Raw genomic sequence first — 19,208 nt, forward strand, 5'->3', positions numbered from 1 at the left:
CCGCGCGCAACCACTGCTGGCAGGAGGCTCGCGATGCAACGGCGCACAGCGATGTCCGTGCTCATCACCGCGACGTTGGGTTTGTCGCTGGCCGCCTGCGGGGGCGGCGCCGCCGACGACCCGAACACGATCAGCGTCGCCTACCACCGCTACGGCAACACGCTGCAGGTCGACCAGTGGATGCAGCGGGTCAAGCAGCAGTACGAGCAGGCCCACCCGGGCAAGACGGTGAAGCTGGACCCGGTGGTCGCCCCGGAGGGCGAGTACCTGTCCAAGCTCCAGCTGCGGATGCGGTCCCCGTCCACCGCGCCCGACGTGCTCTACGAGGACAGCTTCAACGTCAACTCCGACGTCGCGGCCGGGTACCTGGAACCGCTGGACGACCGGCTCGCGCAGTGGCCGGACTGGAACTCCTACATCGACACCACCAAGCAGGCGGGCAAGGCCCAGGACGGCAAGACCTACGGCGTTCCGCTGGACACCGACACCCGCGGCCTCTGGTACAACCGCGAGCTGTTCGCCGAGGTCGGCCTGCCCGCCGACTGGAAGCCGCGCACCTGGGACGACGTGCTCGCGGCCGCCCGGCAGGTCAAGCGGCAGCGCCCGGACGTGATCGCGATGGACCTCGCGCTGGGCAAGGCCGAGGGCGAGTCGGTGAGCATGCAGACGGTGGCGATGCTGTTGTACGGCACCGAGACCGGCACCCTCTACGACGAGCAGCAGCGGAAGTGGATCGCGCCGAACCGCGGTTTCGCCGACGCGATGCGCTTCCTGTCCACCGCGCTGGCCGAGGACCTGACGCAGAGCAAGGCGCAGATCGCCGACGCGCAGTACGACAAGGTGCAGCGCGACGAGCTGATCCGGGACGGCAAGGTCGCGATCCGGCTGGACGGCAGCTTCGCCTCCGGCAACTGGCAGGACTCCGGGTGGCAGGACTGGGCCCGGACGATGGCCGCCGCGCCGATGCCCACCCAGCACGGCCAGGCGCCGGGCACCGTGACGCTCTCCGGCGGCTGGACGCTGGCGATCAGCTCGTCCAGCGAGAAGAAGGACGACGCGTTCGAGTTCATCAAGCAGGCCATGGCCAAGGACAACGTGGTCGAGTACGCCGCCGCCAGCGGCAACCTCCCGGCCCGCGAGGACGCCGCGGCCGACCCGCGGGTGCTCGGCGCGAACCCGCTGAACGCGTTCTGGATCGGTCTGCTGGACAACACGCACTACCGGCCCGCGCTGCCGGAGTACCCGAAGGTTTCGCAGCAGATCCAGCAGTCGGTGCTCGACGTGGTGGCGGGCAAGCCGCCGGACGAGGTCGCCGACCAGTGGGCGCAGCAGGTCGCGCGCATCGTGCAGCCGACGAGCACCAGGGCGGGCTGATGGCGGTGCGGGCGCGGCAGTGGCTGGTGCCGATGGCACCCGCCCTGCTGCTGCTCGGGTTGTTCGTGGCCGGGCCGGTCCTGTGGAGCTTCTACGTCTCGTTCACCAACGCGGCGCTGACCGGTGCCGCGGCGACCGATCCGGAGTTCGTCGGGCTGGAGAACTTCCGCCGCCTGTTCAGCGATCCGGCGCTGTGGCACTCGGCCTGGCTGACCGTGGTGTTCACCGTCGGCTCGGCGGTGATCGGGCAGAACTGCCTGGGCATGCTGATCGCGGTGCTCACCCAGCACCGGAACCGCTGGCTGCGCGCAGGCGTCGGCACCGTGGTGGTGTCGGCGTGGGTGCTGCCGGAGCTCGTGGCGGCGTTCGCGGTCTACGCGTTCCTCAACTCCGAGGGGACGCTGAACAACCTGCTGGTCGCGGTGGGTCTCGAACCGCGCGACTGGCTCTACAGCGTGCCGATGCTGGCGGTGATCCTCGGCAACGTCTGGCGCGGCACCGCGTTCTCGATGCTGGTCTACCAGGCGTCGCTGTCCGAGGTGCCGAGCGATCTGGTGGAGGCGGCGGAGATGGACGGCGCGGGTCCGTTCCGCCGGTTCTGGCACGTCACGCTGCCGATCATCCGCCGCTCGGTGCTGACCAACCTGATGCTGATCACCCTGCAGACCATCGGGCTGTTCACGCTGATCTACGTGCTGACCGCGGGCGGCCCGAACGCGGCGACGCAGACCCTGCCGCTGCTGATGTACGACTCGGCGTTCGAGTTCCACGAGATCGGCTACGGCGCGACGATATCGCTGGTGCTGCTGCTGATCGGCGGGCTTTTCGCCGCGGTGTACGCCAAGAGCCTGGGAGATCCGGATTCCCGGGGGGACGGAGCCTGATGGTTGCGGTGACGGTGACGGTGGCGCGGCGGCGTTCGGTGTCGGTGGTGGTGCACCTGGTCCTCGCGGTGGTCGCGCTGGCGTTCCTGGCGCCGCTGCTGTGGCTGCTCACGGCCGCTTTCGACGCAGACGCGGCGCTGACGGCGAAGGTGCCCGAGAACTTCACGCTGGACAACTTCGCGCAGGTGCTCACCTGGGAGCAGAGCGGACGTCCACTGTGGAACGGACTGCTGATGTGCGGCGGCGCCGCGCTGATCTCGGTGGTGGCCGCGGTGCTGTGCGCGTACCCGCTGTCGCGCTACCAGCTGCGCTTCCGGCGGCCGTTCCTGTACGTCGTGCTGTTCGCCTCCGGCCTGCCGATCACCGCGGTGATGGTCCCGGTGTACAGCATGTTCGTGCAGCTGGAGCTGATCGACTCGATGTTCGGCACCACGCTGTTCCTGGCGGCCACCTCGCTGCCGATCGCGATCTGGATGACGAAGAACTTCATGGACGGCGTGCCGATCAGCCTGGAGGAGGCGGCCTGGGTGGACGGGGCCTCGGCGATGCAGGCGCTGCGCACGATAGTCCTCCCGCTGATCGTCCCGGGCACGAGCGTGGTAGCGATCTTCACCTTCATCACGGCGTGGGGAAACTTCTTCGTCCCCTTCGTCCTCCTCCTGGACCCAACAGCACAACCGGCCTCGGTAGGGGTGTTCACCTTCTTCGGCCAAGGAGGCCTGATCGCCTACGGCCAACTAGCGGCCTACTCGATCCTCTACACAACCCCGGTAATAGTCCTCTACCTCCTGGTCTCCAGAGCCCTCGGAGGAGCCTTCAACCTCGCCGGAGCCATCAAGCACTGACCTCCAGCTCGGTGGTGACGTCGCAGTTCGGACGGCCGTCCGAGGGGTGGTGACGTCCGCAATTTCGATTGAAATTGCCTCACCTCGCCACTGGAGGTTCCGTCGAGAACGGTGGCAATTTCGATTGAAATTGCAACACCACGCAACGCAACCCCCCACCGCTTTGAACCCAAACCCAACCCCCTACCCAACCGCACCCCTCATCGCCAGGCCAACCCCGGTATCACCACCGATCCCCCGGCATCACCACACCTCACCCCAGAGCTCCAAGCCGCACCCCACCCCGACCTGACATTTGTCACGGGAAGTGGTGTTGAACAGTAGTACCCGGGCGCACGTTCCCTTGATTGAGTGATCTTCGAACCACCGTTGGTCACTGCAGGAGGGGACTGCATGCGAAGCGCAACACGTGCGTTAGGGGCCACCGCCGTGCTGGGGGCGTTGCTCGCGACCGGCCAACCAGCGCTGGCGCAGCCGACCGCGCCGACGTTCGAGGTTCCGGCGAAGTTCGCCGAGCAGCGCATCCAGTGGGCGCCCTGCTTCGACGGCGAGCTGCCGCCGGAACTTCCACCCGGGTCCGAGCGGCTCCAGTGCGGCACGTTCACCGCGCCGATGGACTGGCACGACCCCGACAACGGCAAGGAGATCAGCATCGCGGTCAGCCGGTTGTCCCCCGAGAGCGGGCCAGCCGGGCGGGCGCTGTTCACCAACCCCGGCGGGCCGGGTGGAGCCGGGTTGAACATGCCGCTGGCGATGCTGGCGAACGGACGTCCGGAACTGCCCGCCAACTTCGACATCTACGGCATCGACGTGCGCGGCACCGGCGCCAGCAGCACCGTCTCATGTGGACCGGCCGAGGACGTTCCGGTGCCGCAGCCGGATCCGCACGACCGCGACCCGCAGAACATCGCGGTGATGCTGGGGATGTCCCGCGACACCGCCGAGGCCTGCCAGCGGCACAGCGGCGAGCTCGGCCGCCACGTCACCACCGAGCAGACCGTCGCCGACCTCGACCTGCTGCGCCAGGTCGAGGGGCACGACAAGATCAACTGGTACGGTGTCTCCGGCGGCACCTGGCTCGGCGCCTACCTCGCCACCTACTTCCCGGGCTCGGTGGACAAGCTGGTGCTGGACTCCAACACCGAGTTCACCGGCAGCTGGCAGGACGTGTTCTCCTGGCAGCCGATGGCCTTCGAGCGCCGCTGGCGCGAAGACCTCCGGCCGTGGCTGGCCGCGCACGACGCCACCTACCACCTCGGCGCCACGCCCGAGCAGGTTCAGGCCACTGTGGACGAACTGCGCGCGGAGCTGAAGGCGAACCCGCTGCCGGTGCCGGGTGGTGCGCCGGTCGACCACGGCGTGCTGGACGCCATGCTGCTGCAGAGCATGTACTCCAAGTTCGCCTTCCCGGTGGTCGGCGACGCCCTGGTCCAGCTGCGCGAGGGCCGCGCGACCGACCCGGCGGTGGCCGCGGTCCGCGAGCGGAGCACGCCGATGCTGGCCGATCCGCAGGACAGCATGATCGCCACGCTGTACTCGATCCGCTGCAACGACACCGCGTTCCGCGGCAGCCCCGGCTCGGTGGTGGCGCACTCCGGCGTCGAGGGCAGGAAGTACCCGTTCTACGGCTACTACACGATCTTCCAGCCGTGCGTGTTCTGGGACCGCCCGCAGGTCGACCTGCCGCAGCCGACCGGTGAAGGCCTGCCGCCGGTGCTCATGCTGCAGTCCGAGAACGACCCGGCCACGGCGCTGGAGGGCGCCGAGATCGCGCACCGGAAGTTCGCGGGTTCGCGGATGATCACCGTTCGCGACGAGGGCGACCACGGCGTCTACGGCGCGGGCAACGCGTGCGTGGACGACGCGGTGGAGGCCTACCTGGTCGACGGCCAGGTGCCCGAGGACATGACCTGCGACGGCGTGCCGCTGCCGGAACCGGGCCCGAGCACGTTCGCCGCGACGAGCGGCGGCACCGTGCTGGACCGGCTGGACGCGGTGAACCGCGCGGTCAGCTGATCCGAGAACACCGCGGGCGGCCCGGGAATCCCGGCGCCGCCCGCGGTTTTGTGCTCTGGAGGCGGCTTGCCACCGCCGCCTGCGCCTGAGCGCAGACCGTGCAGGTCATGGCGTATGTGCTCGTTTCGCCATCGCGACCTGGTCCCGGCGAATCCGGTCGATCTCGCCGGCTTCGGACTTCTCGCCGGACTCGTCGTCCTCGGTGCGCAGCGCGAGGAACACCGCAGCGACCGCGATCAGGGACAACGCCAGCATGGCCAAGTGGACCATGACACACCCCCTCGGTTCGGCGCCCTTTTTCTCGGCGGTAATCACTGGGACGCGTCCAGTGTCCGTCGGGTTGCTGATCGTTTGGGATTCCCCGATTTACTCCACCGGGCTGCGTAGATCCACCTGGGCGGCGCGCAAAAACGGCGTTTCCCCGAAAGAACTTCACGTTCTTTGGGGAAACGCCGCACGATTGCGCACGCTTAGCCGAACTTACGGGCCGGACGGGTGGCGGCGGGGCTTCCCACGTTGCCCCGCCAAAACCACCCGTCCGGGGGTCGCTCGGTCAGTTACCGAGACGCTGTTTGAGCGCTTCCAGCTCGTCGCGCATCGAGCTCGGCAGCGCGTCGCCGATGGTGTCGAACCACTCCTCGATGAGCGGCAGCTCCGCCTTCCACTCCTCGACGTCGACCTTCAGCGCCTCGTCGACGTCGGAGGCCGGGGTGTCCAGCCCGGTCAGCTCCAGCTCGGCGGCCGACGGGACCCGGCCGATCGCGGTGTCGGTGGCGGCCGCCTTGCCCTCCAGGCGGTCGATGATCCACTTCAGCACGCGGGAGTTCTCCCCGAAGCCCGGCCACAGGAAGCGGCCGTCCTCGCCCCGGCGGAACCAGTTCACGTAGAAGATCTTCGGCAGCTTGCTGGCGTCGGCCTCCTTGCCGATGTTCACCCAGTGCTGGAAGTAGTCGCCGACGTTGTAGCCGATGAACGGCAGCATGGCCATCGGGTCGCGGCGCACCTCGCCGACCTTGCCCGCCGCGGCGGCGGTCTTCTCCGAGGACAGGGTGGCGCCCATGAACACGCCGTGCTGCCAGTCGAAGGACTCGTTGACCAGCGGGATGGTCGTCTTGCGGCGACCGCCGAACAGGATCGCCGAGATCGGCACGCCCTTCGGGTCGTCCCACTCCGGCGCCAGGATCGGGCACTGCGACATCGGCGTGCAGTAGCGGGAGTTCGGGTGAGCGGCCTTGGTGTCGCTCTCCGGCGTCCAGTCGTTGCCCTTCCAGTCGGTGAGGTGCTGGGGGTCGCCCTCCATCTCCTCCCACCACACGTCGCCGTCGTCGGTGAGCGCGACGTTGGTGAACAGCGAGTTGCCCTGCTCGATGGTGGTCATCGCGTGCGGGTTGGTCTTGCGGTTGGTGCCCGGCGCGACGCCGAAGAAACCGGCCTCCGGGTTCACCGCGTACAGGCGGCCGTCCTCGCCGAAGCGCATCCAGGCGATGTCGTCGCCGAGGGTCTCGACCTTCCAGCCCGGGATGGTCGGGCGCAGCATCGCCAGGTTGGTCTTGCCGCAGGCCGATGGGAACGCGGCCGCGACGTAGTAGACCTTGTCCTCGGGCGAGATCAGCTTGAGGATCAGCATGTGCTCGGCCAGCCAGCCCTCGTCGCGGGCCATCGCCGAGGCGATCCGCAGCGAATAGCACTTCTTGCCCAGCAGCGCGTTGCCGCCGTAGCCGGAGCCGAAGCTCCAGATCATCCGCTCCTCGGGGAAGTGGGTGATGTACTTGATGTCGTTGCACGGCCACGGCACGTCCTGCTGGCCGGGCTCCAGCGGCGCGCCCACCGAGTGCAGCGCGGGTACGAAGTCACCCTCGGTGCCCAGGCGCTCCAGGACCTTCGCGCCCATCCGGGTCATGATGTGCATCGACACCACGACGTACTCGGAGTCGGTGATCTCCACGCCCAGCCGCGGCGGGTCGGCGTCCAGCGGGCCCATGCAGAACGGGATGACGTACATCGTCCGACCACGCATGCAGCCCCGGTAGAGCTCGGTCATGATGGCCTTCATCTCGTTGGGGTCCATCCAGTTGTTGGTGACCCCGGCGTCCTTCTCCTCGACCGAGCAGATGAACGTCCGCTCCTCGACGCGCGCCACGTCCGACGGGTCCGACGCCGCGTAGAACGAGTTCGGCTTCTTCTCCAAGCGGGTGAACGTGCCGGCCTCGACCAGCTGGTCGGTCAGCCGCTGCCACTCCTCCGGCGAGCCGTCGCACCACACCACGCGGTCGGGCGTGGTCAGCTCGGCGACCTCGCGCACCCACGACAGCAGGCGCTCGTGTTTGGTCGGTGCCTGGTCGAGACCGGGGATGGTCAATGCGGTCATCGCGTCGTGTCTCCTGACTGGGCGCCACAGCCCGGACTTGTCGCCGACGGGGTCCGTCGGCGTTTGCAGGGAATGCTTCGCCCGTCCCGCAGGCCGGGCGAGGTTGAAAAGGGATGCATCGAGGCTAGCGGGGACAGCGCCGTGCGATGGAGATCAGCCCTGTTCGTTCTCTCACAAGAACGATAAGGGAATCGATTCAGTTGGGATCTTTCGAGTGGCGCGAGCGGAGATCCCGTTGTCGTCGAGCCCTGTGAACAGAGAATTTCCGGCGAATCGGACGCGTTCGCGAACGCGGGGTGAACCGGGGGCGTCGGCCGGATGGCGGTCGGTGGGGTGCCGCGAAAACGGCAGAACCCGCCCGGGGTGGCGTCCGGGCGGGTTCTGGGTCGTGAGTGGTTTGGGGTGTTATAGCGCCACGAAACGCTCACGGGGCGTTACCTGCGGAAACGTCCCGAAGGTCCGGAGGGCGCGGATTCTGCGGGAGGCTCAGCCCCAGAGGTCGTCGGAGTCGGCGCGGGCGCCCTTGGCGCCGGACGCACCAGCGCCCGTAGCACCGGCACCGGCCTGCTCGTGCGCGACGGGCTGGGCGTCGAGGTTCCAGGTCGCGTCGTCGGTGGCGCCGGTCGCCGGGCTCGGCGCGTACTGGCCGTCGCCGGTCACCTGGCCCTGCTCGACCACGGTCCACTGCCCGTCGCCGGTGTGGTGCGAGATGGTCACCTCGCCGGTCCCGCTGATCTCCACCACCTGGTCGGCCGAGCCGTCGCCGTCCACGTCGGTGACCAGCATGGTGCCGCCGGACTCGGTCTCCACCACGGCGGTGTCCGCGATGCCGTCGGAGTTGGTGTCCTCGGTGGCCGGGCCGACCGCCACGTCGCCCTGCGGGGTGTCGATGACCATCGCGCGGCCCTGGTCCTGCTGCGGGTCCATCCCGCCGGGGTGCTGCTGCGGCGCCTCGCCGGTCCACTTGCCGGTCCCGGCGTCGTAGCGGGCCTGCTCGACGACGACCCCGTCGGCGTTGATGGTCTGCATGACGTCGGCCTGGCCGTCACCGGTCTCGTCGATGTAGGCGACGTAGCCGTCGTCGGTCATGACGGCGACGGTGTCGTCCACCCCGTCGCCGTTGAGGTCGTAGTTGGCCTCGGCGGTGTACTCCTCGCCTTCGACGGTGACCTTGATGTCGCCGTCGCCCGCCCCCTGCTCCTCGATGTACACGTCGCCACCCCTCAGCCACGGATCACTGCAGAACCTACGACGCAGGGTAGAGGTCCCAGGTTCCGCAGGAGAAGCACCTGGGCCTTTCCGCACCCGCGACCGCCGCGCCCAGGTCAGATGCGGTCGTGAGTGCGCAACAGTGTTCGAACACCGTTACGCGCTCACGACCACCGCGAGCTGATCCGCCGCCAGAAGTCGGGTCGAAGATGCCCTTCATCGCACACCCCGTCGAGGCGGGTGCGGACAAGATGCGGCGTGCGGCGGCCTCCTCGCAGCGCTCACCGGACCCCGACCAGCGGTGGCCATCGCCCGTCCCGACGCGATTTCAATGGAAATCGGACATCTGATTTCCATTGAAATCGCGGAAGACCGGCGCGGAACCGCCGGTCGCCCTCCCGGACCAGGGAAGTAGCGGGCGCCGCAGCGGGGTTGAGGGGTGGCCGGGCGCCGGGTCGGGGGCGCGGAGCGCCCGGCCACCGTCTGATCCGGCGCGGGGAGGGACGGCCGGACCAGGTCTGCGCAGCGGAGCCGCGGGGTCCTCACGGCTCCGCCGGGATCATGTCTGGAGACGGGCGAGCGTTTCGGGCGCGAGGTGGTGCCGCCCGGTCGGGACGGCCTGCCGTTGTCGCTCGGTCTCGACCTGCTCGATCAACTGCCAGACGTTGAGCGCCCCATCACCCGAACCGCTGTGCTGCGCCCGAGGCGGGCGGATGAGCAGCATGCTCGCGATGAGGACGTTGACGAGCACGAGCGTGGTCACCTGAAGCCAGAACATCCGTCGTCACCCCTTGTTCGCTGAAGGTTGTGTTTCTGCAGGTCAGGTGTCGTGAGTGCGTAAACCGGCTGGAGCCGGTTTTTGCACTCACGACCACCGGGCGCTGATCCGCCGCCAGCAGTCCATGCAGGTGTCCTCGCGGATCCACTCCGACTCCGGCGGAAGCCGCTGCGCCTGCCACGCCTCCACCTCGACCCCGCAGAACGACGTGACGGGGTCGTGCGGCTCGCCCCGCTTCGCGGCGACGTCGAACGCGTGCCGCCCAACCCCCACGGGCCGCCAGAACCAATCCACCCCAGCCGCTTCGAGCATCTCGCCCTCCTTCTTGATCGCTTGTATCTACGCTACTTTTTAGCGATCAAGTTTTGTATCGCACAGTTGAGTGATCAGGCATCGTGACTAGGCTTCGGATATGTCCAGTCCGACGATGCGGCGCAAGACTCTCGGCGCCGAGCTGCGGAAGATGCGAAACGCCCACGGCCTCCCGGCTGAAGAGATCGCCAGCTTGTTGGGTTGTTCCGTGGCCAAGGTCCGGCACATGGAGAACGGACGGACAGTCCCGTCGAAGGCCGAGCTGAAGGTCTTGATGGACCACTACGGGGTGGTCGAAGACCGGCGGGCGAGCATGGAAGAAACCCGAGAAGCAGCCCGCAAGCGCGGTTGGTGGTCGTCCTATCGCCTGCAGAGCTGGTTTCAGGAGTACGTCGGGCTGGAGTCCGACGCCGTTGGAATCCGCACCTTCGAGATCGAGATCTTGCCCGGCCTGTTGCAGACCAGCGAGTACATCCGCGAGATCCACCGGCTGGGCAACCATGTGACGGCGCCTGAGGACTTGGAGATTCAGGTCGCGTTGAGACTCAAACGTCAGGAGAGGCTGACGATCGAGCCGGTCGTCGAGTACGCCTGCGTGATTTCGGAGGCAGCTCTTGCCCGATGCGCGAGCCAGGTGGACGTCGCAGGTGAGCAGTTTTCTCATCTGATCGAGATGGCGAAGCGCCCCAACATCTCGATACAGGTGCTTCCGTTCAGCGCGGGCTTGCACAGGTCCATGACCGGTGCCTTCGTGCTGCTCGACTTTCCGCCTGGTACTTGGGAACCAGCGGTCTACCAGGAGCACGCTGTTGGTGGTCACCTGAGCCACGACCGCGAGCTAGCCTCCGGGCTCAGCGGGGTCTTCGACGACCTGAGCGACCGCGCTCTGACGGAGACCGAAAGCATCAAGGTGATCACCGAGTACTCGCGGAAGTGAAGATCCGGATGGAAGTTTGGCGGAAGTCCAGCCACAGCGGCCCAAGCAGCAACTGCGTCGAAGTGGGTTGGCGGAAGTCCAGCCACAGCGGGACGCAAACTGAATGCGTCGAGGTCGGCCTGGGGGCTGATGAGGTCGGGGTGCGGGACACCAAGGACCGCGACGGCGGCCTGTTAGCCCTGGACCAGCGGCAGTGGCGGGCTTTCCTCGCCGCCGTTCGCTCCGACCGGTTCGACGCGTCGGAGTTCTGAGGTGAACGGCACCTTCGAGCCAGCCGTCGGCTCGGAGGTGCCTCCACATGACTTGGGGGTAAGTGGTCGTGGATCGGTACGTACTGGAGCGGGTTCAGCTGTACGCCCAGAACAAGCCCAAGCGTTACGCGGCGGTGAGCTGCGCGATCGGTGGGCTGCTGGTCGGGGTCTTCACGGTCTTCGCGCCGAGCGGTCGCTCCGGTGCTCTGCCCTGGCCCGTCGCCGTTCTCGCCGTCGTCATCGTCGGAGGCCTGTGGGGCGGCGTCATGTCGGTGTTCGTGGTCCGCCTCCTGCGCCGGATGAAGCCGCTGCCGCCGGACACCGACCCGGCCCGGATGCACGCTGCGCGGCGGCTGGTGCGCAAAGGCGCGCTGGGCACCGATCCGGAGACGAATGCTCTCGCCGTCCAGCTCGCTGAGCAGGTGCAATCCGTTCCCCGGCGGAAGAAGTCGAGTACCGTCCTCTTCCTGTGCCTCACCGCACTGAGCGTTCTCCTCGTGGCGCAGGAGATCCGCGACGGCAACGTGGGAGCAGCCGTGTTCTACGGCGCCGTCGCGCTCCTCTTCCTGCTGGGGCTGACCGCAGGTCAGGCCTGGGCGGATCGCCGGTACCGCAACGCCGCCAAGCTCCGGAACTCCTGATCAGGCTGCGGTGTCGCGGAGGTTTCGGATGTTGGCGAGGAGGGATTCCGCTCGTTCGCGGCCGGTGGTGGCTTCCGCGAGGCGGCGGTTGACCGTTTGGAGCTGACGGCTGCGCTCCGCGGCGTCCATCTTCAGCGCCTTGTCCACCTCGCGGAGCTCTGCCTCGATCGCTTCGATGCGCCTGGTCAGCGCGTCGTCCAGGGCCAGCGAGAGCTGCTGCTCCGCTTCGATGAGCTGCTCGGCGACCAGCTGGTCGAGGGCGGATCGGGCGTCGGCGATCGCCTCGGTCAGCCACTGCTTCATGTGCTGCTTGTCCGCCGCGTGCTTGCGGGTCCGGGCCATCCACCAGCCCGCGCCGAGGCCGAGCACGATCGTCACCGGCAGCACCACCGGGTTCAGCGCCGCGATGCCCAGCCCGGCCAGCGGCATCGCCGCCGCGCGCCCCACGCCGAGGCCACCGGACACGCCCATGAAGACCAGCAGCTTGTCCTCGGCCGTCGGCGGGCGCTTGTCCGGCGGGCGCAGCGCGATCGGCGCCTGCGCGCCGCGGGCGAACTGCGAGCGGATCACGTCGAGCTCTTCGGCCGAGAACAGCTCCTTCAGCGACTGCTCGGCGACCCCGGCCAGCCGCGCGGACAGCGCCGCGGCGACGCGCGTGGACGCCATCTGCAGCGCCACGTCCACCTGGCGCGGCAGCTCGGCGAGCTGCTGGCGGTCGGCGCTGTCGATGGCGCGGCGGAACCAGTTCTGCACCTCGCGGACCTGGCGGGTCACCTCGTGGCTGGTCTCCACCCGGGTGCGCTGGACCTCGCCGCGCAGCTTGACCTGCCAACCGCGGGTCGACGACCGCCGGGACGCGGTGAGCTCGTCGCGGCGGGCGCGCAGCGACTCCGCCTCGTCCTCGCCCACGGTCAGCGCGCGCTTCTCGGCCTCCAGCTTCACCACCTGCTCACCGAGCACAGTGGACAGCGCGCGCATCGTGTTGGCCTCGCCGAGCATGTTGGACCGGCCGCCGATCAGCCGCTCCAGCTCGCTGCGCAGCTCCGCGATGCCGGACTTCTCCCGCAGCATCTCCGCCGCCTGCTCGCTCGGCGCCTTCGCGGCCATCTCCTGCAGCCGCGCCGACACCGGGAAGATCGGCACCTCGGCGAACCGCGGCGCGTGCTCGACCAGCAGCTTCCGGTCCTCCTCCAGCACCTGCCGCCAGCCGCGGTACTGGTCGGTCTTGGCCAGCGCGAAGACCACGGTCTCCACCCGCTCGCCGGCCTTCTGCAGGAACTCCAGCTCACCGCGGGTGAACGGGGCCGAGGCGTCGACGACGAACAGCAGCGCCGTGGCCGAGGCGGCGGCCTCCATCGCCAGCTCGCCGTGCACCTCGTCCAGCCCGCCGACACCCGGCGTGTCCACCACGGCGACCTTCGCCAGCGCGTCGAGCGGCGCGGTGATCCGCACGTACCGCGGCGGCAGCTGGCCGTCCGGCAGGTCGCGGCCCGCGCTGGTCCAGTTCGGCAGCTCGGCCAGGTCGAACGGCACCGGGTCCTGCTGGCCGGGGTAGCAGGCGTGCGCCGCCCACCGCTCGCCGTGCTCGAACTGCAGGTAGGTGGCGGTGGCCACGTCGGCGTCCACCGGGGACAGCCCCGGGTGCGCCAGCATCGCGTTGACCAGCGAGCTCTTGCCGCGGTTGGTCTCGCCGACCACGACCACGCTGGGCGTTGCGGGACGGCGGCGGCGGACCTGCTCGACCCACTCGGCGCCGTCCGGGGCGATCTCCCGGAGCAGCCCGATGAGCTTGTCCCTGGTCTGCTTGACCTGCTGCGGAAGCGCCGCAGCCACCGCAACGCCGGGTGCCGTCATCCGCGCCCAGCTCCTTTCCCGCGATCCGGTCGAACCAGCGAATTCTCCCCGACCCGACCCGCCCCCGGAAACCACTTCCGCGAACCCACCCGGAGCGCGGACCGGCGATTTCGCGCGAAACCGGCGTTCGGCACGCGTGCGAAGCGGCGATTTCGCGCGAGATCGCCACCTGCACCGACGGCCGTCGAACCCCGGCGACCACCAGGTGGAGCGCGGGTGGTTACTGCCTGCGCAGCTGGTAGACGGTGACGATCGGGGGCCGCAGGATGCGGTCGCGGTCGGCGAAGCCGAGGACCTCGGTCTCCGCGATCACGCCGTCGAGCGCCGGGTCGTCGGTGGGCAGGGTGCCGCCCGCCTCGTGCAGCGCGGGGTCGAAGCGGGTGCCGTCGGGGCGCAGCGGGGACACGCCGATACCGCTCAGCCCTTCGGCCAGCCGCTCGACCACGCCCGTGCTGCGGGCCCGGTCCAGCGCGTACATGCAGAGCTGGATGAGCGTCGCGCGCTCGGCCAGCGCCTGGCCGAGCGGATCCGCGGTCACGGCGGTCATGTCTGTCCCCAACTCCACGTCCGAAGTGCCCTCGTCGGTGTCGGACGCGTCGGTGACCTCGTCGGTTCCACTTTCCGGTGAATTCTTCCGCCGCCAGTTCCACACCGCGATCACCCCGACCGGAGCTGCTGCCAGAGCAGGAAGTACGCCCGGTGCACCACGTGCGCGATGCGGCCTTGAGCCGGGGTGGCGCCGAAGGACGAGAACGAGCGCCACCAGTTCGCCCGCTCCAGCGCGTAGTCGGTCAGCTCCTTGCGGTGCCGCCCGGGCAGGCCCAGCTGCTCGGCCGCGTCGGTGCTGCTGCCGACCCGCATCACCTCCTCGGCCAGGTCCGGCGGCATCGTCACCGCACCGGCCGCGACCAGCGTCAACGCCTCCAGCACGCGCAGCTGGTGGGCTTCCGGCTTGGCCAGCAGCACCTCGATCGCGTCGTGCACCCGCTGCCGCTCGCCCGGATCGCCGGAGGCGTGCGAGAGCGCGGTCACCGACGCCAGCCCGGCCGCGGCCTTGATCCCGTCGGCGCGAGCGCGGAACACGGTGTCCAGCCGCTGCAGCACCGAGGCCAGCCCGGAGGAGTCCAGCAACCGGCGGCGCAGCGCGCCCGCGGTGATCTCCGGGTCCGCGTCGATGGCCTCCAGCGCGCAGCGGATCCCGTAGAGGTCCATCCGCTCCAGGATGCGGCTGCGGGTCCCGGCCGGGACGTCGCACTCCCAGCTGGTGAACAGGTCCGCCGACATCAGCAGCGTCTCGCGGGTCGCCTCGTCGAGCTTGGCCAGCTCGCGCAGGGCTTCGGCGTCGGCGGCGGTGAACCCGCCGGACTCCGCGGTCTCGGCGAGCAGGCCGATCACCGGCAGCACGTCGGCGACCTTGGGCTTGAGCAGCTCGGCCTGCTTCTCGGCGAGCAGCGTCGCGGCCTTCCACACGTCGTCGCCGGCGCCGTCCACGGTGCTCGCCTCGATGGTGTCGGCCTTGTTCAGCACCGCGATCGCGTTCACCGGTCCGGCTTCGCGGCTGGCCGTGGCGGCGGTGAACGACGCCAGCGCGTGCTCGTCGTCCGCGCGGACGCCCTGGGTGACCACGTACAGCACGGCCTCGGCCCCGGCGACGGCGTTGCGCGACACCGGGTCCAGCTCGCCGTCCTCGTCCTTGCCCGCGCCCAGCAGCTCCTCGGTGCGCGCCACGGACGCGGCGTCCATCGAACCGAGGCCGGGGGTGTCGATCACCGTCAGGTCGCGCAGGACCGCGTTGGTCAGGTAGGCCTCCAGGTGCGAGACCTGGTCGATGTCCACGCCCAGGTCGGCGGGGATGCCGCCGTCGGCGTCGAAGGGCACCGCCTGCTTGCTGCCGTCGCGGAAGACCACCTCGACTCGGTCCACCGTGCCGTACTGGAAGCGGGTCACCAGCCGGGTGCACTCGCCCACGTCGGTCGGCGCCACCCGGCGCCCGATCAGCGCGTTGACCAGCGTCGACTTGCCGGACTTGATGCGCCCCGCGACGGCAACCTGCAGCGGCGCGGACAACCGGCGCAGCACCTCCGCGAACCCCGCCGCGGTCTGCTCGGACACCTGCGGCTGCAGCCCGGTGCACAACCGGGCGACCGCAGCGGACAGCGGGCCGGGCCAGTGCTGCTCGGATGCCGTGCTCAACGCGGACCTCTCGATGCCGATGCGAACTGCGCGCTCTGCGCCGCTACATCCTGCCACGCAGCGGTCCCCCGACGGGGGCGCACGTACGACCACAGGTGGATGCGAATCGAGCCGCTGGCATGACGTCACCGCAGGTCGGACCGTTCTAGGCTCGGGCGCGTGCGGAAACTGAGCCTGTGGCTGCAGGCGCATCCGGTGGTGGGCGACGGCGCGATCGCCGCCTTCATGCTGCTGTTGCAGGTGGCCGACTCGAGCACCACGGACAACCGCGGCTACGGCTTGGTGTTCTGGCTGCTGCTCCCGGTGCACGCGCTGGTGACCGTCCCGATCGCGGTCCGGCGCATCTGGCCGATCCGGTCGGCCTACGTGGTGCTGCTCGCGTCGGCGCTCCTCGTGGCCGTGCAGGACGATTCGCCCGTGGGCGCGCTGGTCCAGTGCATGATGATCTACACGCTGGTCGCCTGCACCACGCGGCGCGTCGCGGCGCTGTACACCGTGCTGGTCGGCGCGTTGTTCCTGGCCGAGCTGCTGACCGGCCTGGACGCGACCGAGAACCCGATGCAGCTGGTCATCGTCCAGGTCGTGTTCTTCACGATGCTGGCCGGTTTCTGCTGGGCGATGGGCGCGTTCATCGGCGCCCGCCGCGCGTACCTCGCCGAGGTGGAGAAGCGGGTTCGCGACCTGGAGATCGAGCGCGACCAGCAGGCCCGCATCGCCGTCGCCGAGGAGCGCAACCGCATCGCGCGGGAGATCCACGACGTCCTGGCGCACTCGGTGAGCGTGATGGTGACGCAGGCCGACGGCGCCAGCTACGCCCTGCGCCAGAAGCCGGAGCTCGCCGAGCAGGCCATGCGCACGATCAGCAGCACCGGCCGGGAAGCGCTCAACGAGCTGCGCGGACTGCTCGGCGTACTGCGCAACCCGGACGAGCAGGAACCGGACCGCATCCCGCAGCCCACGGCGGGCAACCTGCACGACCTGGTCGACCGGGTGCGCGCGCTCGGCGTCACCACCTCGCTGGAGCTGACCGGCGACTTCACCGGCCTGCCCGCGGGCATCGGGCTCAGCGTGTACCGCATCGTGCAGGAGTCGCTGACCAACGTGGTCAAGCACGGCGGAATCGGCGCGAAGGCCGAGGTCCGGGCGGTCAACGACGGACGCCGCATCGAGATCGAGGTGGTCAGCACCGGCAAGGCGTCGCTGCCCAGCGGTCTGGCCTCGGGCGGCAACGGCCTGATCGGCATGCGCGAGCGCGCGGTGGTCTACGGCGGAACCCTGGAGGCGGGCCCCCGCCCGGAGGGCGGCTGGCGCGTCCACGCCCTGCTCCCCCTCGAACCCCCGAACCGCGACTGACCGCGATTTCAAGGCAAGTCGGACCTCCGATCTCCGTTGAAATCGTGCAGTTCGGACGGCCTGTCCACACCCCCCCCGGCGTGTCCGGCGCCCGACGCGCCGCGGGACCGCAGTTTCAATTGAGCCTTTTTCATCCTGCCCGTGGACCGCAGCTGCGAAGGGCGACCGGCACCGGTCGGGGAGGGTCGCATGCGCCGCTAGGCGCATAGCCCACCCTCGCAGCTTGCACCGCCGCGGGTTCTCGGTGCCCACCCCTCTGGGGTTCCTTCCGGCGAGGACGGCCCAACTGCCGTGTATTGGCATACATAAAGTTGGGCACCCGGAGTCCAGGCGGGCGCTGAGGTTCCGCCACCGGCACCGCCACTCAGAACGAGGTTGGAAAAACCTCATTGAAACTGCATTTCTCCGGGTGGCGACGAACCGGTGCGGGTCGGGCCGCCGGGCCGGACCGGCACAGCTACGGTCTGGGGCATGACTCGGGTTTTGCTGGTGGACGACCAGGAGCTCATGCGCATGGGGTTCCGGATGGTGCTCGACGCGCAGGAGGACCTGGAGGTCGTCGGCGAGGCGGGCAACGGGGAGGACGCCGTCAAGCTCGCCGAGGAGCTGCGCCCGGACGTGGTGCTGATGGACGTCCGGATGCCGGTGCTCGACGGCGTCGAGGCGACCCGCCGGATCGTCGCCGCCGACGCGGCGAAGGTGCTGGTGATGACCACCTTCGACCTGGACGAGTACGCGCTGTCGGCGCTGCGCAGCGGGGCCAGCGGGTTCCTGCTCAAGGACACCCCGCCGGAGAACCTGGTCAGCGCGGTGCGCTCGGTCGCCAGCGGGGACGCCGTGGTGTCGCCGAGCGTCACCAAGCGGTTGCTGGACCGGTTCCTCGGCGACGGCGGCGGTGAGCTGCGCGACGCGGCGGTGCTCGACGCGCTGACCGAGCGGGAGCGCGAGGTGCTCGTGCTGGTCGCGAAGGGCCTGTCGAACACCGAGATCGCGGGCAAGCTGTTCCTGTCCGAGGCCACCGTGAAGACCCACCTCGGCCGCATCCTGTCCAAACTGGACCTCCGCGACCGCGTGCAGGCGGTGGTGCTCGCCTACGAGACGGGTCTGGTCAAACCCGGCGAAGCGTGAACTTCGCGTGCGCGGGTAGCGGAACCCCAGCGCCGCCTGGCTGCGACCAATGCACGGCGTCCGGGCTGTCCTCGCCGGAAGGAACCCCGGAGGGGTGGGCACCGTGAACCCGCAGCGGTGCCGGTTGTGAACGTACTCACCAAAAGAGAAGGCCAGCTCACGCGGCTCGAGGAAGAGGGCCTAGCCTGCCGGGGTGACCGACGCCGCGTGGAAACCCCGACTCATCGCCCTCGACGTCGACGGAACCCTCCTGGACCCGGAAACCGGGCTGATCTCGGCCGCTGTGAAGGCCGCCGTGCACCGCGCCATCGCCGACGGCGGCCGGGTCGTCGTCTCGACCGGCCGGACCGTGCTCGGCGTCGCACCCGTCCTCGACGAACTGGAGCTGACCAGCGGTTTCGCCCTGTGCTCGAACGGCGCGGTGCTGCTGGACGTGGCCAGCCGGGAACCGGTGTCGGTGGAGACCTTCGAGCTGGCCCCGGTGCTGGCCGAGCTGGCGGACCGGCTGCCGGGCGTGATCTTCGCCGCCGAGGACCTCGGCGTCGGCAACCGGGTGACCGCCGAGTTCCCGCCGCACCAGCTGGAGGGCGCGCAGCAACTGGCCACAGTGGACGAACTGGCCGCCGTCCCGGTGCCCCGGCTGATCGCCAGCTGGCCCGGTCACCAGCCCGACGAGCTCGTCGAACACCTCTCCGGCGTCGAACTGCCGTCGTGCACCTACACCCTGGACCACTACGAGCCCTGGGTGACCGTGACGCCCGAGGGCGTCTCCAAGGGCTCGGCGCTCGAAAAGCTGCGCACCGAGCTGGGCGTGCTCAGCTCGGACACCTTCGCGGCGGGTGACGGGGACAACGACGTCGAGATGCTGCGGTGGGCCGCGCACGGCGTCGCGATGGGCCAGGGCCCGGCGGCCGTGCACGCCGCCGCCGACGAGGTGACCCTCCCGGTCGCCGAGGACGGCCTGGCCAAGGCCCTCGGCCGCTGGTTCCGCTAGGTCTTCGCCCGAATTCGCTCCGTTGCGGGTCATCCTCCGGTCAGGGGCGTCTACGACCTGGGTCTGACCCC

General features: G+C 69.6%; 18 protein-coding genes. 10 read left to right on the forward strand and 8 right to left on the reverse strand.

What is annotated here, in order from left to right; translation table 11 throughout:
* Positions 1-33 precede the first annotated feature (33 nt).
* The 4 genes from F1721_RS08315 (at position 34) to F1721_RS08330 (ending at position 5,119) form a co-directional block, all read left to right on the forward strand.
* On the forward strand, positions 34-1,374 hold the full coding sequence (locus tag F1721_RS08315; RefSeq protein WP_246154505.1) for an extracellular solute-binding protein: 1,341 nt from the start codon (positions 34-36) through the stop codon (positions 1,372-1,374).
* Entirely contained in the window at positions 1,320-2,258 is a 939-nt protein-coding gene (locus F1721_RS08320) for a carbohydrate ABC transporter permease (RefSeq protein ID WP_246154507.1), read from the forward strand. Before F1721_RS08315 ends, F1721_RS08320 begins: the two co-directional genes overlap by 55 nt.
* Positions 2,258-3,103 carry a carbohydrate ABC transporter permease gene (locus F1721_RS08325; RefSeq protein ID WP_150065957.1) on the forward strand — a complete coding sequence of 282 codons (846 nt, stop codon included), beginning with the start codon at positions 2,258-2,260 and terminating at the stop codon, positions 3,101-3,103. Before F1721_RS08320 ends, F1721_RS08325 begins: the two co-directional genes overlap by 1 nt.
* Positions 3,104-3,496: 393 nt before the next feature.
* Positions 3,497-5,119 carry an alpha/beta hydrolase gene (locus tag F1721_RS08330; protein ID WP_150065958.1) on the forward strand — a complete coding sequence of 541 codons (1,623 nt, stop codon included), beginning with the start codon at positions 3,497-3,499 and terminating at the stop codon, positions 5,117-5,119.
* 105 nt (positions 5,120-5,224) lie between these two features.
* Here the strand turns inward: F1721_RS08330 and F1721_RS34355 are convergent, their stop codons facing one another.
* The 5 genes from F1721_RS34355 to F1721_RS08350 form a co-directional block, all read right to left on the reverse strand.
* Positions 5,225-5,380 carry a hypothetical protein gene (locus F1721_RS34355; protein WP_170301377.1) on the reverse strand — a complete coding sequence of 52 codons (156 nt, stop codon included), beginning with the start codon at positions 5,378-5,380 and terminating at the stop codon, positions 5,225-5,227.
* A 292-nt stretch (positions 5,381-5,672) separates the two neighbouring features.
* Complete coding sequence (locus F1721_RS08335; protein ID WP_150065959.1) at positions 5,673-7,487, reverse strand: phosphoenolpyruvate carboxykinase (GTP); 1,815 nt, start codon at positions 7,485-7,487, stop codon at positions 5,673-5,675.
* A gap of 486 nt (positions 7,488-7,973) precedes the next feature.
* The gene (locus F1721_RS08340) at positions 7,974-8,699 is read right to left on the reverse strand and encodes a DUF6802 family protein (RefSeq protein WP_150065960.1); all 726 of its coding nucleotides are present in this window, start codon (positions 8,697-8,699) and stop codon (positions 7,974-7,976) included.
* A 556-nt stretch (positions 8,700-9,255) separates the two neighbouring features.
* On the reverse strand, positions 9,256-9,474 hold the full coding sequence (locus F1721_RS08345) for a hypothetical protein (protein WP_150065961.1): 219 nt from the start codon (positions 9,472-9,474) through the stop codon (positions 9,256-9,258).
* 87 nt (positions 9,475-9,561) lie between these two features.
* Entirely contained in the window at positions 9,562-9,786 is a 225-nt protein-coding gene (locus tag F1721_RS08350; protein ID WP_150065962.1) for an HC3 family zinc finger protein, read from the reverse strand.
* Between the two features lie 100 nt (positions 9,787-9,886).
* Here F1721_RS08350 and F1721_RS08355 point away from each other — a divergent pair, with 100 nt between their 5' ends.
* The 3 genes from F1721_RS08355 to F1721_RS08365 all read left to right on the forward strand — a co-directional run bounded on the left by F1721_RS08355 (position 9,887) and on the right by F1721_RS08365 (position 11,615).
* Positions 9,887-10,723, forward strand: a complete 837-nt coding sequence (locus F1721_RS08355; protein WP_150065963.1) for a helix-turn-helix domain-containing protein — start codon at positions 9,887-9,889, stop codon at positions 10,721-10,723.
* 8 nt (positions 10,724-10,731) lie between these two features.
* On the forward strand, positions 10,732-10,974 hold the full coding sequence (locus F1721_RS08360; protein WP_150065964.1) for a DUF397 domain-containing protein: 243 nt from the start codon (positions 10,732-10,734) through the stop codon (positions 10,972-10,974).
* Positions 10,975-11,042: 68 nt separating this feature from the next.
* Positions 11,043-11,615: a hypothetical protein gene (locus tag F1721_RS08365; protein WP_150065965.1), complete on the forward strand. Its 573-nt coding sequence runs from the start codon at positions 11,043-11,045 to the stop codon at positions 11,613-11,615.
* Here F1721_RS08365 and F1721_RS08370 read toward each other — a convergent pair whose 3' ends face one another.
* The 3 genes from F1721_RS08370 to F1721_RS08380 form a co-directional block, all read right to left on the reverse strand.
* Entirely contained in the window at positions 11,616-13,469 is a 1,854-nt protein-coding gene (locus F1721_RS08370; protein WP_150065966.1) for a dynamin family protein, read from the reverse strand. It lies immediately after the preceding gene.
* Between the two features lie 220 nt (positions 13,470-13,689).
* Positions 13,690-14,130 carry a nucleotide exchange factor GrpE gene (locus tag F1721_RS08375; protein WP_387511107.1) on the reverse strand — a complete coding sequence of 147 codons (441 nt, stop codon included), beginning with the start codon at positions 14,128-14,130 and terminating at the stop codon, positions 13,690-13,692.
* Entirely contained in the window at positions 14,127-15,662 is a 1,536-nt protein-coding gene (locus F1721_RS08380; RefSeq protein ID WP_150065968.1) for a dynamin family protein, read from the reverse strand. Before F1721_RS08380 ends, F1721_RS08375 begins: the two co-directional genes overlap by 4 nt.
* Positions 15,663-15,821: 159 nt before the next feature.
* Here F1721_RS08380 and F1721_RS08385 point away from each other — a divergent pair, with 159 nt between their 5' ends.
* From F1721_RS08385 to F1721_RS08395, 3 genes are all read left to right on the forward strand, one after another.
* On the forward strand, positions 15,822-17,015 hold the full coding sequence (locus F1721_RS08385; protein ID WP_150065969.1) for a sensor histidine kinase: 1,194 nt from the start codon (positions 15,822-15,824) through the stop codon (positions 17,013-17,015).
* A 471-nt stretch (positions 17,016-17,486) separates the two neighbouring features.
* Positions 17,487-18,143: a response regulator gene (locus F1721_RS08390; RefSeq protein WP_150065970.1), complete on the forward strand. Its 657-nt coding sequence runs from the start codon at positions 17,487-17,489 to the stop codon at positions 18,141-18,143.
* A gap of 193 nt (positions 18,144-18,336) precedes the next feature.
* On the forward strand, positions 18,337-19,137 hold the full coding sequence (locus F1721_RS08395) for an HAD hydrolase family protein (protein ID WP_150065971.1): 801 nt from the start codon (positions 18,337-18,339) through the stop codon (positions 19,135-19,137).
* Positions 19,138-19,208 lie beyond the last annotated feature (71 nt).

This window comes from Saccharopolyspora hirsuta (assembly GCF_008630535.1).
In the GTDB taxonomy this organism is placed as follows: domain Bacteria; phylum Actinomycetota; class Actinomycetes; order Mycobacteriales; family Pseudonocardiaceae; genus Saccharopolyspora; species Saccharopolyspora hirsuta.